14 protein-coding genes are annotated in these 12,511 nt (G+C 64.8%); 6 read left to right on the top strand and 8 right to left on the bottom strand.

Annotation, left to right across the window (positions count from 1 at the left end):
• Position 1 precedes the first annotated feature (1 nt).
• The gene (locus ACEN98_RS09020) at positions 2-268 is read left to right on the top strand and encodes a PAAR domain-containing protein (RefSeq protein ID WP_413383599.1); all 267 of its coding nucleotides are present in this window, start codon (positions 2-4) and stop codon (positions 266-268) included.
• Between the two features lie 18 nt (positions 269-286).
• Here the strand turns inward: ACEN98_RS09020 and ACEN98_RS09025 are convergent, their stop codons facing one another.
• The 4 genes from ACEN98_RS09025 to ACEN98_RS09040 form a co-directional block, all read right to left on the bottom strand.
• Positions 287-694 (bottom strand): PRC-barrel domain-containing protein, encoded by a 408-nt coding sequence (locus ACEN98_RS09025; RefSeq protein WP_413383601.1) that lies wholly within the window; start codon positions 692-694, stop codon positions 287-289.
• Between the two features lie 88 nt (positions 695-782).
• On the bottom strand, positions 783-2,456 hold the full coding sequence (locus ACEN98_RS09030) for a methyl-accepting chemotaxis protein (protein WP_413383603.1): 1,674 nt from the start codon (positions 2,454-2,456) through the stop codon (positions 783-785).
• Between the two features lie 206 nt (positions 2,457-2,662).
• Complete coding sequence (locus tag ACEN98_RS09035; RefSeq protein WP_413383605.1) at positions 2,663-3,709, bottom strand: M48 family metallopeptidase; 1,047 nt, start codon at positions 3,707-3,709, stop codon at positions 2,663-2,665.
• 7 nt (positions 3,710-3,716) lie between these two features.
• Positions 3,717-4,835, bottom strand: a complete 1,119-nt coding sequence (locus ACEN98_RS09040) for a YjgN family protein (protein ID WP_413383607.1) — start codon at positions 4,833-4,835, stop codon at positions 3,717-3,719.
• A 156-nt stretch (positions 4,836-4,991) separates the two neighbouring features.
• Between ACEN98_RS09040 and ACEN98_RS09045 the strand changes: the two genes are divergently transcribed.
• The 5 genes from ACEN98_RS09045 to ACEN98_RS09065 all read left to right on the top strand — a co-directional run bounded on the left by ACEN98_RS09045 (position 4,992) and on the right by ACEN98_RS09065 (position 9,614).
• Positions 4,992-6,671 carry a CTP synthase gene (locus ACEN98_RS09045; protein ID WP_413383609.1) on the top strand — a complete coding sequence of 560 codons (1,680 nt, stop codon included), beginning with the start codon at positions 4,992-4,994 and terminating at the stop codon, positions 6,669-6,671.
• Positions 6,668-7,522, top strand: coding sequence for a 3-deoxy-8-phosphooctulonate synthase (gene kdsA, locus ACEN98_RS09050; RefSeq protein ID WP_413383611.1), 855 nt, complete (start codon positions 6,668-6,670; stop codon positions 7,520-7,522). The genes ACEN98_RS09045 and kdsA overlap by 4 nt, the downstream gene beginning before the upstream one ends.
• Positions 7,523-7,638: 116 nt before the next feature.
• Positions 7,639-8,925, top strand: coding sequence for a phosphopyruvate hydratase (eno, locus tag ACEN98_RS09055; RefSeq protein WP_413338017.1), 1,287 nt, complete (start codon positions 7,639-7,641; stop codon positions 8,923-8,925).
• Between the two features lie 66 nt (positions 8,926-8,991).
• Positions 8,992-9,339 (top strand): cell division protein FtsB, encoded by a 348-nt coding sequence (ftsB, locus tag ACEN98_RS09060; RefSeq protein ID WP_413385967.1) that lies wholly within the window; start codon positions 8,992-8,994, stop codon positions 9,337-9,339.
• Entirely contained in the window at positions 9,336-9,614 is a 279-nt protein-coding gene (locus ACEN98_RS09065; RefSeq protein ID WP_413383613.1) for a DNA-binding protein, read from the top strand. The genes ftsB and ACEN98_RS09065 overlap by 4 nt, the downstream gene beginning before the upstream one ends.
• A gap of 72 nt (positions 9,615-9,686) precedes the next feature.
• Here ACEN98_RS09065 and ACEN98_RS09070 read toward each other — a convergent pair whose 3' ends face one another.
• The 4 genes from ACEN98_RS09070 to ACEN98_RS09085 form a co-directional block, all read right to left on the bottom strand.
• Positions 9,687-10,106 (bottom strand): PAAR domain-containing protein, encoded by a 420-nt coding sequence (locus ACEN98_RS09070; RefSeq protein WP_413383615.1) that lies wholly within the window; start codon positions 10,104-10,106, stop codon positions 9,687-9,689.
• 253 nt (positions 10,107-10,359) lie between these two features.
• The gene (locus tag ACEN98_RS09075; RefSeq protein ID WP_413383617.1) at positions 10,360-10,845 is read right to left on the bottom strand and encodes a Dps family protein; all 486 of its coding nucleotides are present in this window, start codon (positions 10,843-10,845) and stop codon (positions 10,360-10,362) included.
• A gap of 111 nt (positions 10,846-10,956) precedes the next feature.
• Positions 10,957-11,913 (bottom strand): Hsp33 family molecular chaperone HslO, encoded by a 957-nt coding sequence (gene hslO, locus ACEN98_RS09080; RefSeq protein ID WP_413338009.1) that lies wholly within the window; start codon positions 11,911-11,913, stop codon positions 10,957-10,959.
• 3 nt (positions 11,914-11,916) lie between these two features.
• Positions 11,917-12,441: a gamma carbonic anhydrase family protein gene (locus ACEN98_RS09085; protein ID WP_413383619.1), complete on the bottom strand. Its 525-nt coding sequence runs from the start codon at positions 12,439-12,441 to the stop codon at positions 11,917-11,919.
• Positions 12,442-12,511: the final 70 nt, after the last annotated feature.

Here is a 12,511-nt window from a genome sequence, read left to right on the forward strand (position 1 = left end):
CATGCGTAATGTGATTCGGCTAGGCGACCCAACCACCCATGGTGGAAAAGTGATCAGTGCCCGTGCCAGCCATTTCAAGGTGAATGGCATTCCCGTGGCCTGCGTCGGCGACGCGTGCAGTTGTCCAGTTCAAGGGCACAGCGGTTGCACGATCGCCAGCGGTTCACCGCACCATCGCATCAATGGCGTCTCGATCGCCTTCGAGGACGACGTGACGAGCTGTGGTGCCAAGCTCAAATCGAGCCTGGACAATTATCGGACGACGTAAGTCGGCGAAGTCGCCCGGTCAGACCACGGCCGGCGAGGTGCCGAAGTACGCGTGCACCTCGCCCATCCAGCGCGTATCGGCCATGTCCGGCCAGTGGTCGGTATCGAAGCCGGGCGCGCTGGCGATGCGTTCCTTGGGGATGTCCATCGTGAAGCGCTTGTGCTGCGGGTCCAAGGTCAGCACCTGCCAGGGCACGGCGAAGAGTTTTTCGCCCAGCCCGAGGAAGCGGCTGGACGACATCACGGCGTAGGCGATGGCACCCGTGCGCATGTCCACCATGAATTCCTTGATGACGCCCAGGTGCTCGTTCTGCAGGTTGTGGACGTGGTCGCCGATCAGGGTGTTCGCGCCCATCAGCTCCGGGCCCGGACCCTTGCCGTGCTTGTTCTTGTACATGCCGTAGTCGTCGCGTTCCTCGTAAGACATTTTCCGTCTCCTCGCCACATTCCAGTCCGGGAGCACAAGGATAACCCGAGTCCGACGCGCCGGTTCGGCCGGGAACGCACGGACGGCTTCAGAACGTTTCCCACTCCTCGGTCGATGCCGCTTTCGGCGCCGGCTTGCGGCCGCTCGTCTTCACGGTCACGACGGCGCGCGAGGGAGCGGGTGCAGGCGCGGCTTTCGGTGCCGTCATGGCTGTCGCGTCGATATGGAACAGGGCGACCACTTCGGCCAGCTTGTCGGCCTGGTCGCGCAGCGCGGTGGCCGCCGCCGCCGATTCCTCGACGAGGGCGGCATTGTGCTGCGTGGACGAATCCATGTCGGCGATGGCGTGGTTGACCTGTTCGATGCCGGTGCTCTGCTCGCCGCTGGCGCTGGCGATCTCGGCGACGATGTCGCTCACCTTGCGGATGCTGTCGACCACTTCGCTCATCGTCATGCCGGCCTGGTCGACCAGCTTCGTGCCGTCCTCGACCTTGTTGACGGAATCGACGATCAGGGCCTTGATCTCTTTCGCCGCGGCGGCCGAGCGCTGGGCCAGCGTGCGCACCTCGCCCGCCACGACGGCGAAGCCGCGGCCCTGTTCGCCGGCGCGCGCCGCTTCGACGGCCGCGTTCAGCGCGAGGATGTTGGTCTGGAAGGCGATGCCGTCGATGACCGAAATGATGTCGACGATCTTCTTGGACGAATCGTTGATCGCGCCCATCGTCTGCACGACCTGGTCGACCACGGCGCCGCCCTGCGTCGCGATTTCCGACGCGGCGATCGACAGCTGGCTCGCCTGGCGCGCGTTGTCCGCGTTCTGGCGCACGGTGCCCGTCAGTTCCTCGACCGTGCTGGCCGTCGTGCCGAGCGAGCCGGCCTGCTGTTCGGTGCGCGAGGACAGGTCCATGTTGCCGGCCGAGATTTCGGCCGACGCGGTGGCGATGGTATCGGTGCCGCTGCGAACCTGCGCGACGATCGCGACGAGGCTGTCGTTCATGTTGCGCAGCGCGCGCAGCAGGGCGCCCGTCTCGCACGTGCCGCTCGCGTCGATGTGCTGGGTGAGGTCGCCGGCGGCCACCTTCTCGGCCAGGTCCACGGCCTGGCGGATCGGACGGACGATCGCATTCGCGAGCACCCACGCGCAGCCGGCGCCGAACAGCACGGCGACGCCGGCGACGATCATGATCATGCGCGCGCTGTGGCGGCTGGCGTTGTCGATTTCCCTCGCGATGGTGTCGATGCGGTTCTGCTGCATCTTGACCAGCTCGGCCTGCTTGCCTTCGTAGGCTTCCGACGTCGGCACGTATTCCTGGTTCAGGATGCGCTCGGCCTCGGCGGTGTCGCCGGCGGCCTTGGCCTTGATGGCGCGTTGCTTGGACGACGTGTAGGCCTTGCGCAGTTCGCCGATGCGCCCGAACAGCGCGCGTTCCTCGTCGCCGTCGACCAGCGCTTCGATCTGCTTCTGCAGTTCGGTCGAGCGGCTGGCGGTCTTGACGCCGTCGGCCTTGAAGAATTCGACGAGGCTGGGGTCCGAGCTCTTGACGATGGCCGCGGTACGGCGCACGGCGGCGAACGTCTGCATATGCCATTCTTCCATCATGCGCTCCTTGGCCAGCGGGACGGCCATCATCGCGCGCGTCGCATCCGCGATCGCATTCAGGCGCCAGACGGCGGCGGCCGCGATGACGAGGGTCAGGCCCAGCACAAGGGCGAAGCCCACGCCGAGACGTTTCGCAATATTCATATTGGCGAGAAAGCCCATCTTGTTCTTCCTTGATTCAAGCGTGATTGTTATGGGGGAAGAGGTAACAATCAGTTCCCGGCTTGATTCTACGTACAGGAAAGAATTTTTTGTTGCCTTATGGAATTCCGCGCCCAAAAAGTGTGCATATGAGCACCATAATGTTGCCCGCATGTGACAGCATGATGCATGTCGGTTAACTGCCATGATGAGGTTGACAACGGGTGTCAGCGGGCGGTCTTGCGCAGGCGCGCGATGCGTTCGACGGTGTCGGGGTGCGTGGACAGATACGACATCGATTTCTTCAGCCAGCGCGGCAGTTTGTCCTCGCCAGGACGCGCGCGCTCCAGTGCCTCCAGGGCGTCGGCGAGCACGTCCGGTTCCAGGCCGTTGCGGCGCAGGACCGCGACGGCGTCATCGTCCGCTTCCAGTTCCATCGACCGCGAATACCGCATCTGCGTCAGCACGGCCGGCAGGCCTGCGGCGACGGCGCTGAAGTCGCCGAACAGCGTGGCCGACATCGCGGCCGTCAGCGACGACCCCGTCATCGCACGCGTCGCGTGGCGCCGTTCGATATGGCCGACCTCGTGGCCGATCACGCCCAGCAGGGCGGCCTTGCCGTCGTCGTCCAGTTCGTTGTCGTCGTCGAGCGCGAGGCGGACCATCGCGTCGGTCACGATGATCGTGCCGTCCGGCAGCGCAAGCGCATTGGCGCCCAGGGTGTCGGACGAGCGCACGAGCAGGCGCACGGGCACGCGCGAGCGCGCGGGCAGCGCACGGGGCAGCAGGGCTTCGACGTCGGCGATGCGGTCGTCCGAGAGGCGCGACGGCGCCAGCATGCCCTGCGCTTCCAGGCCGGCCAGCGCGGCCTGGCCGAGCTTCGTGTCGACCGAGGCCGGCAGGCGCGCGGCGATGAATTCGGCGGCGGCCGGCACGCCCCACACGAAACCGGCGCCGAGCAGCGCCAGCAGCAGGACGAGGGCGGCGAGGGCGGCAGGCCAGCGTGCCTGCCAGCGCTCGACGGCGCTCTTGCGGTAGCCGAGCGCGGCCAGCAGCGCCTGCCGTCCCGGGCCGTACGGCACTTCGCAGGTGGCGTCGCCGAGGCGCAGCACGAGCGGCGCCTGGTCGAACGGTTCGGCCAGCGCGACGTCTCCCAGGAGATAGCTGCGTTCGAACCCCGGCGCATCGACGTGCAGGTGGCCATCGCGTACGTCCAGGCCGACCGGTTGCAGGCGGGCGTCGTGGCCATCGAAGAAATGGGCGGCGATCATCATGAGCTCCTTACCACGACAGGTCGACGCCGAGGAAGTCGGCGACGCCGTCGCCGGCCGCGGCGGCGGGTGGACGCCGCGCCGCCAGCACGGCCTGCTCGAACCCGTCCGGCGCGTCGACGGTGAGGTGGGCCACGCGATATTTCCACGTGCGCACGACGGCGAACGGGCGGAACAGGCCGAACGTCAGCAGGGTCAGCAGTACGTTGACCGTCTGCAGGCGCAGATAGGGCCAAGTCCGCATCGCGCAGGTGATGCGGATGCCGGGGAAGGATGTGGCCGACCAGGCGAGGTTGTTCATGCGTACCAGGATGTATGGCCCCATCAGCAGCATGGTCAGATATGCGAGCACGATGGCGAGGATGGCCGGGAGGAACGCCGCGAACGCCGCCGCCGACTTTTGCCCGCGCGCCAAATACACCGAGAGGCCGATGGACAGGCCGACGAACACCATCACGCCGAGGCCGATCAGGAATGCGCGCACGTAGGGCTTGGCGAGGTCCGCCGTGTCGAGGCCGAACGCGGCATGCTGGTCGCCCGCCATCAGGTGCTTGTGCTGGTAGGCTTTCATCGCGCCATGCATCAGCGGCCAGCACAGGTACAGCAGGAAGATGGCGCCGACGCCGGGATTCCCCGGCATCAGGGCGACGAGCGCGCCGGGCAGCACGAAGATCGCCACCGGCACGAAGTACACGATGTAGGCCTCCTTGATGCCGCCCGCAAAGCCGAACGGCAGGCCGCGGTAGACCGTGTTCGACAGGCGGAAGCGCAGCGCGGACCGCATCATGAAGGGCAGGCCGGCCAGCAGCAGCGCGACGGTGACGACGCCCACCTTGAGCGAAAAGCCGAACGCGTAGTGATACGCCGCCAGCAGCGCCACGGCGAGGATGCGCCCGCGCAGGATCGCTTTCGGGTCGCCGCGGAAGTCGAAGCTGGCGCCGGCGAGCCGGGTGTTCCGGTAAAAATACTGCAGCCGGCGGATCTTGGCCCAGGCCGAGTAGATGCCCAGCGTGGCCACCGTCAGCATCAGGTTGACGATCCAGATGCGGAAGTATTCGGCGCCGCTGCCGGAGAACGACAGGCCATGCGAAGTCGGCTCATCGAAAGGACTGTCGTCAGTTGCGTGCATGGCCGATTTTCTTGACATGGAAGAAAGATCACCAGTGTAGCCATAGTTCCCTGTTGTTGGCAATGGAATATGTTGCCAAGATGGAATGAGGAAGTATTTGCAGGTTTAAGGTATAATTTCTATTTCCCGCGCGTGCCGTTCGGCACCTTCTGCACAATGACCAAATTCGTATTCGTCACTGGCGGCGTCGTGTCTTCCCTGGGTAAAGGGATCGCGGCCGCCTCCCTCGCCGCGATCCTCGAATCGCGCGGTCTCAAAGTCACCATGCTCAAGCTCGACCCGTACATCAACGTGGACCCGGGCACGATGAGCCCCACCCAGCACGGTGAGGTGTTCGTCACCGACGACGGCGCCGAGACCGACCTGGACCTGGGCCACTACGAGCGCTTCATCAGCACGCGGATGAAGAAGGTGAACAACTTCACGACCGGCCAGATCTATGAATCGGTGATCCGCAAGGAACGCCGCGGCGAGTACCTCGGCAAGACCGTGCAGGTGATCCCGCACATCACCAACGAGATCCAGGACTACATCCGCCGCGGCGCCGAAGGCGTCGACGTCGCGCTCGTCGAGATCGGCGGCACCGTCGGCGACATCGAATCGCTGCCGTTCCTCGAAGCCGCGCGCCAGCTGTCGCTGCGCCAGGGCCGCAAGGGCGCCGCGTTCGTGCACCTGACCCTCGTGCCGTACATCTCGTCGGCCGGCGAACTGAAGACCAAGCCCACGCAGCACTCGGTGCAGAAACTGCGCGAGATCGGCATTTCGCCGAACGCGCTGCTGTGCCGCGCCGACCGCCGCATCCCGGACGACGAGCGCGCCAAGATCTCGCTGTTCGCCAACGTCGAAGAGCAGGCCGTCATCTCCGTGTGGGACGTCGACACGATCTATAAGGTGCCGCAGGTGCTGCACGACCAGGGCCTGGACGACATCATCCTCGACGCGCTCGGCCTCGACGCGCCCAAGGCCGACCTGTCGATGTGGACGAAGCTGATCCACACGCTGGAAAACCCGAAGCACGAAGTCACGATCGGCATGGTCGGCAAGTACGTCGACCTGATCGAGTCGTACAAATCGCTGACGGAAGCGCTGCGCCACGCCGGCATCCACACGGAAAGCCGCGTCAACATCGAATACATCGACTCGGAAGAGATCGAGTCGACGGGCTGCGCCAACCTGGCCAAGTACGACGCCATCCTCGTGCCGGGCGGCTTCGGCAAGCGCGGCGTGGAAGGCAAGATCATGGCCGCCCGCTATGCCCGCGAAAACCGGGTCCCGTACCTTGGCATCTGCCTGGGCATGCAGGTCGCGCTGATCGAGTACGCGCGCCACATGGCCGGCCTGCCGAACGCCAACTCGACGGAATTCGATCCGGAGACCGACCAGCCGGTCGTCGCCCTGATCAACGAGTGGCAGAACCACGACGGCAAGGTCGAGAAGCGCGACGTCAATTCCGACCTGGGCGGCACCATGCGCCTGGGCGCGCAGACCTGCGCCGTGAACCCGGGCACGCTGGCCGCCGAGATCTACGGCAACGTCGTGACCGAGCGCCACCGCCACCGCTACGAAGCGAACAATTACTACCTGCCGAAGGTCGAAGCCGCAGGCCTCGTCGTCGCGGCGCGTACGCCGAACGAAGACCTGTGCGAGATCATGGAACTGCCGAGGAGTGTCCACCCGTGGTACATGGGCGTGCAATTCCACCCCGAGTTCAAGTCGACGCCGCGTAACGGCCACCCGCTGTTCTCGTCGTTCATCCAGGCCGCGCTGGCCCACCAGGCAGCGAGCGGCAACAAGCAGGCCGCAAACACGCCTGCACTGCAAGGAGATGCAGCATGAAACTGTGCGGATTCGACGTCGGCCTCGACCAGCCGATCTTCCTGATCGCCGGCACCTGCGTGATCGAGTCGCGCCAGATGGCCATGGACGTCGCCGGCCAGCTGAAGGAGATCACCTCGGCGCTGGGCATCCCGTTCATCTATAAATCGTCGTTCGACAAGGCGAACCGTTCGTCCGGCAAATCGTTCCGCGGCCCCGGCATGGAAAAGGGCCTGGAGATCCTCGCGGACGTGCGCAAGGAAATCGGCGTGCCCGTCCTGACCGACGTGCACACCGAGGAAGAGATCCCGGTCGTCGCGAGCGTCGTGGACGTACTGCAGACGCCGGCCTTCCTGTGCCGCCAGACCGACTTCATCAACGCCTGCGCCCGTTCCGGCAAGCCCGTGAACATCAAGAAGGGCCAGTTCCTGGCCCCGGGCGACATGAAGAACGTGATCGAGAAAGCACGCAATGCCGCGCGCGAAGCGGGGCTGCCGGACGACCAGTTCATGGCGTGCGAGCGCGGCGTCTCGTTCGGCTACAACAACCTGGTTTCCGACATGCGTTCGCTCGCCATCATGCGCGAGTCGAACTGCCCGATCGTGTTCGACGCCACCCACTCGGTGCAGCTGCCGGGCGGGCAGGGGACGTCGTCCGGCGGCCAGCGCGAGCACGTGCCCGTGCTGGCGCGCGCCGCGGTCGCGGCGGGCGTGTCGGGCCTGTTCATGGAAACCCACCCGAATCCCGCGTGCGCGCTGTCGGACGGCCCGAACGCCGTGCCGCTCGCCCGCATGAAGGATTTGCTGACCACCCTGGTCGACCTCGACCGTATCGTCAAGAAGGCCGGCTTTATCGAATCCGATTTTTCCTGATATTCGGGGTCAGAGCCCGGTTTACCCGGGTGGGCTCTGACCCCGACTGACTAATTGGCGCGCCCTGCGGCTTGGCGCGACTGTATCGATTCTTACTTTCTGGAGATTAAAGAACCATGAGTGCTATCGTTGATATCATCGGCCGCGAAATCATCGACTCGCGCGGCAATCCGACCGTCGAGTGCGATGTGCTGCTGGAATCCGGCGTGATGGGTCGCGCCGCCGTCCCGTCGGGCGCCTCGACCGGTTCGCGCGAAGCCATCGAGCTGCGCGACGGCGATCCGAAGCGTTACTTCGGCAAGGGCGTGCTGCAGGCCTGCGAGAACATCAACACCGAGATCAGCGAAGCCATCATGGGCCTGGACGCCAACGAACAGGCATTCCTGGACCGCACCCTGATCGACCTGGACGGCACCGAGAACAAGAGCCGCCTGGGCGCGAACGCGATGCTGGCCGTCTCCATGGCCGTCGCCAAGGCCGCCGCCGAAGAAGCGGGCCTGCCGCTGTACCGCTACTTCGGCGGTTCGGGCGCGATGCAGATGCCGGTGCCGATGATGAACGTCATCAACGGCGGCGCGCACGCCGACAACAACCTGGACATCCAGGAATTCATGATCATCCCGGTCGGCGCTCCGTCGTTCAAGGAAGCCGTGCGCTACGGCGCCGAGGTGTTCCACACGCTGAAGAAAATCCTGCACAGCAAGGGCCTGAACACCGCCGTCGGCGACGAAGGCGGCTTCGCCCCGTCCGTCGCGAACCATGAAGAAGCCATCAAGCTGATCATGCAAGCGATCGAGCAGGCAGGCTACGTGGCCGGCCAGGATATCGCCATCGGCCTGGACTGCGCCGCCAGCGAGTTCTACAAGGACGGCAAGTACGTGCTGGAAGGCGAAGGCGGCCTGCAGCTGTCGGCCCAGGACTTCACCAACATGCTGGCGACCTGGTGCGACAAGTACCCGATCATCTCGATCGAGGACGCGATGGCCGAAGGCGACTGGGAAGGCTGGGCAACGCTGACCGCCGCCCTGGGCAAGAAAGTCCAGCTGGTGGGCGACGATTTGTTCGTCACCAACACCAAGATCCTGAAAGAAGGCATCCAGAAGGACATCGCCAACTCGATCCTGATCAAGATCAACCAGATCGGCACGCTGACCGAAACCTTCGCCGCCATCGAGATGGCCAAGCGCGCGGGCTACACGGCCGTGATCTCGCACCGTTCGGGCGAGACCGAGGACTCGACCATCGCCGACATCGCCGTCGGCATGAACGCCCTGCAGATCAAGACGGGCTCGCTGTCGCGTTCGGACCGCATGGCGAAATACAACCAGTTGCTGCGCATCGAGGAAGACCTGGGCGACATCGCCAGCTACCCGGGCCGCGACGCTTTCTACAACCTGAAGTAAGCGAGTAGTATGGACACGGGTTCGTTCGCCGGGCTCGTGTCGACATCCCGCCAGCCGTATTCATCCATGCGCCTCATCACCCTTGCCCTGGCAGCTCTGCTGCTGCTGATCCAGTATCCCCTGTGGTTGGGGAAGGGCGGCTGGCTTACCGTGGCCGACCTGGAATCCCAGGTGGCTGCGTCCCGTGCCAAGACCGAGCAGCTGAAAGCCCGTAACGCCAAGCTGGAATCGGAAGTGCGCGACCTGAAGGATGGCCTCGGCGCCGTCGAGGAACGCGCGCGCTACGAACTGGGCATGATCAAGTCGAACGAGATCTTCGTGCAGGTATTGCGCAAGGACGAGAAGCCGGCCGTCATGATGACGGAACCGCCGCCGCCGCCACCGCCGCCGAAGGTCAAGAAGGGCACGCCATGACCCCCGCGGCATCTTCCCCGCCGGCCCTCGACACGCTCGAGGCCGTCGCAGGCTACCTCGCCGCCGCGTTCGATGCCGGCGATCCCGACACCATGACGGAGGCGCTGAGGTTGGTCGCACGCTCCGCGGGCCTCACCCACCTGGCCGCCGCGGCCGGCCTGCCGCGCGACCAGCTCGCCGCGGCCATGAACCGCGGCGAGATGGGCCTCGACAGTCTGCTGGCCATCATGAAGGTGATCGACTTGCACCGTCCGGCCGGCGGCACGCCCAATTAATCAAGAGACTCGCGCCCGCCGGCGTTCGCTGCCGCACCTGATTGCAGCCGCGCACGCCGATGGTCGCCCCTATCAGGCGCCGGCCCCGACAGCGGACGGCGGCGCATAGCCCGGCTCCAGCAGGCCGGGAATCGGTTCTCCTTCCACGACGACGATCTCGCCGATGCTCTGCGCACGCGCGACGATGCGGTCGCCGTTCGCGATATGGCTGCCCACGAGGGCAATCGGCCGGTTCGCATACGTCGACGCATGCCCGGCGCCCGACACGATCACGCTCTCGCTGCCGTCCGGATAGCGCACCCGGTCGCCGACGCAGGCGATGCGGAAATCGTCCGCGTGCTCGCCCTTCGACGCGAGCACGACTTCGCCACCGCGGCGGGTGCGCGAACCGATCGTGGCGATGGGATAGCGGGCGACCACTTTACGGGGCGCGCCCTGGGTTGTGGCTGTGTTGGCGTTGGTGGCTGCATCATTGGCACGTACTGATTTCATCCGGTTCTCCAAAGGTTTGCAAAACGGGACGCGAAAAAGCGACACATTCCCGGTCTTAAGTGCACGAGTTCGTACACTGGAGGCCATTGAAACGCAGCGTTGATTTATGCCAATTGATGCAGCGCAAGTTGAACCGGCCCGTCATCCGAAATCAGGGAATTCCGACAGGGCTGTCGGTTAACTTCCGACCGGCAATAGAGAGGATGCCGCATCGCCCCCTGATCAGGGGGCGTCTGCGGGAGAAGCGGCGGGATCAGGCCGCCTGGCCGTTCTCGAGGAACGAACGCAGCATCCACGCATTTTTTTCGTGGATTTCCATGCGGTCGCTCAGCATGCCGGCACTCGGCTGGTCATTGGCCTCGTCGGCAATCTTGAACGCCTCGCGCACGGTGCGGATCAGCGCCTCCTGGCCGTCGACCAGCTGGCGGATCATTTCCTGCGCGTTCGGCACGCCGGCTTCTTCCTTGATCGACGACAGTTCCACGAAGCGGGCATAGGTGCCCGGTGCGAAATGACCGAGGGCGCGGATGCGTTCGGCGATGTTGTCCAGCGCGTTCCACAGTTCCGTGTACTGTTCCATGAACATGATGTGCAGCGTCTGGAACATCGGACCCGTCACGTTCCAGTGGAAGTTGTGGGTCTTCAGGTACAGCATGTAGCTGTCCGCGAGGACGCGCGACAGGGCGTTGGCGATGTTCGCGCGGTCTTCGGTGCTGATGCCGATATTGATGTTGCTCATGGTGTTCTCCTGTCTCAGTGTCATTGATCACAGCTTAACAGGAACCATCGATAGCGACAGTTTATATTCCCAATCAAAATGATAGGGAACGTCAATGGCGTCCCCGTGGGATCAATGCTTGACGCTGGAGGCGGGCGCCACGGCGTCGGCCGTCGTGTCGCTTGCGAACAATTGCGCGCAGTCGACGGCATCGAAGCCGTAGTGCTTGCCGCAGAAGTCGCAGTTGATGCCCAGTTCGCCCAGGTCGTGCAGGGCGGACTCGACTTCTTCCTTGCCCAGCATCTTGAGCATATTGCCCACTTTTTCGCGCGAGCAGGTGCAGTGGAATTCCGGATGCAACGGGTCGAACACGCGGATCGTCTCTTCCCAGAACAGGCGCCGGAGCAGCGTTTCCACGTCGGTCGTGAGCAGTTCTTCCTGCTTCAGGGTCTGGCCCAGCATGACGGCGCGGGTCCACGTCTCGAGGTCTTCTTCCTCGCTGGCCTGCTTGACCTGGCCTTCGATGCTGGAATTGCGCGGCAGCTTTTGCAGCAGCAGGCCGCGCGCGACGTTCTCGTCGGCCGCCAGCCACAGCTTGGTGTCCATCTGTTCCGAGCGCAGCATGTAGTTCTCGATGACGGTCGCGATGTCCTCGCCGACGAGCGGCACGACGCCCTGGTACGGCTGCTGGCCCGGGACCTTGTCTTGCGGGTCGAGCGTGATCACGAAGCGGCCGTGGCCATGCTGGTTCAGCAGCTGGGCGACGGAGGCGTCGTCCGGCACCTCGGCGCCTTCGCTCAGCTTGGCGGTGGCGCGCAGGCGCAGGTTCGCGTCGCACTCGACGACGAGCAGCTTCACCAGGCCGTCGCCATGGATCTGCATGACGATCGAGCCGTTGAACTTGAGGTTGGCGGACAGCAGCGCCGCCGCGGCGACCATTTCGCCCAGCAAGGCGCGCACCGCCTTCGGGTAGACGTGGCGCGACTGGATCTCGCGCCACGCGTTGGAGATCTCGACGAGCTCGCCGCGGACGGCCGCGTTGTCGAAGATGAATTTCTGGAGGGTGTCCTTGCTGGTATCAGTCGTCATTCTTTATCCGATTTTCTTGAGCTCCGCCTTGAAGCGTTTGCCGCGCAGGACATAGCTTTCGGCGCTGCGCTGGAGGCGGAGCAGGTCGTCTTCCGTGAGCGTGCGCACTACCTTGGCCGGGGCGCCCAGGATCAGCGAACCGTCCGGGAACTCCTTGCCTTCGGTGACCACGGCGCCGGCGCCCACGAGGCAGCCCTTGCCGATCTTCGCGCCGTTCAGCACCACGGCCTGGATGCCGATCAGCGCGCCGTCGCCGACGGTGCAGCCATGCAGCATCGCCTGGTGGCCGACGGTGACGTTCTTGCCGAGCACGAGCGGAAAGCCCATGTCCGTGTGCATTACCGTGCCTTCCTGGACATTGCTGCCGGTACCGATCGTGATGCGCTCGTTGTCGCCGCGGATCGTCACGCCGGACCACACCGACGCATCCGCCTCGACCGTCACTTTGCCGATCAAGGTGGCCGAATCGGCGATATAGGCCGAAGGATCGATCTCGGGCGCGTCTTCGCCCAGCTGGTAAATCGCCATGGAGTGCTCGCGGAAGGTTGAGATGCCCGTATTTTACGCTTTTACGCTCGTAAGCAGGCCAGATGGGGCC

This window comes from Massilia sp. CT11-137 (assembly GCF_047302885.1).
Classification (GTDB): domain Bacteria; phylum Pseudomonadota; class Gammaproteobacteria; order Burkholderiales; family Burkholderiaceae_D; genus Telluria; species Telluria orientalis.

What these genes read in the sequence shown, in the direction of transcription:
- ACEN98_RS09075 (WP_413383617.1), bottom strand. Translation starts at nt 10,845, where the DNA reads ATGAGCAACATCAATATCGGCATCAGCACCGAAGACCGCGCGAACATC.
- ACEN98_RS09045 (WP_413383609.1), top strand. Translation starts at nt 4,992, where the DNA reads ATGACCAAATTCGTATTCGTCACTGGCGGCGTCGTGTCTTCCCTGGGT.
- ACEN98_RS09035 (WP_413383605.1), bottom strand. Translation starts at nt 3,709, where the DNA reads ATGATGATCGCCGCCCATTTCTTCGATGGCCACGACGCCCGCCTGCAA.
- ACEN98_RS09085 (WP_413383619.1), bottom strand. Translation starts at nt 12,441, where the DNA reads ATGGCGATTTACCAGCTGGGCGAAGACGCGCCCGAGATCGATCCTTCG.
- ACEN98_RS09065 (WP_413383613.1), top strand. Translation starts at nt 9,336, where the DNA reads ATGACCCCCGCGGCATCTTCCCCGCCGGCCCTCGACACGCTCGAGGCC.
- hslO (WP_413338009.1), bottom strand. Translation starts at nt 11,913, where the DNA reads ATGACGACTGATACCAGCAAGGACACCCTCCAGAAATTCATCTTCGAC.
- ACEN98_RS09040 (WP_413383607.1), bottom strand. Translation starts at nt 4,835, where the DNA reads ATGCACGCAACTGACGACAGTCCTTTCGATGAGCCGACTTCGCATGGC.
- ACEN98_RS09020 (WP_413383599.1), top strand. Translation starts at nt 2, where the DNA reads ATGCGTAATGTGATTCGGCTAGGCGACCCAACCACCCATGGTGGAAAA.
- ftsB (WP_413385967.1), top strand. Translation starts at nt 8,992, where the DNA reads ATGCGCCTCATCACCCTTGCCCTGGCAGCTCTGCTGCTGCTGATCCAG.
- kdsA (WP_413383611.1), top strand. Translation starts at nt 6,668, where the DNA reads ATGAAACTGTGCGGATTCGACGTCGGCCTCGACCAGCCGATCTTCCTG.
- ACEN98_RS09070 (WP_413383615.1), bottom strand. Translation starts at nt 10,106, where the DNA reads ATGAAATCAGTACGTGCCAATGATGCAGCCACCAACGCCAACACAGCC.
- eno (WP_413338017.1), top strand. Translation starts at nt 7,639, where the DNA reads ATGAGTGCTATCGTTGATATCATCGGCCGCGAAATCATCGACTCGCGC.
- ACEN98_RS09025 (WP_413383601.1), bottom strand. Translation starts at nt 694, where the DNA reads ATGTCTTACGAGGAACGCGACGACTACGGCATGTACAAGAACAAGCAC.
- ACEN98_RS09030 (WP_413383603.1), bottom strand. Translation starts at nt 2,456, where the DNA reads ATGGGCTTTCTCGCCAATATGAATATTGCGAAACGTCTCGGCGTGGGC.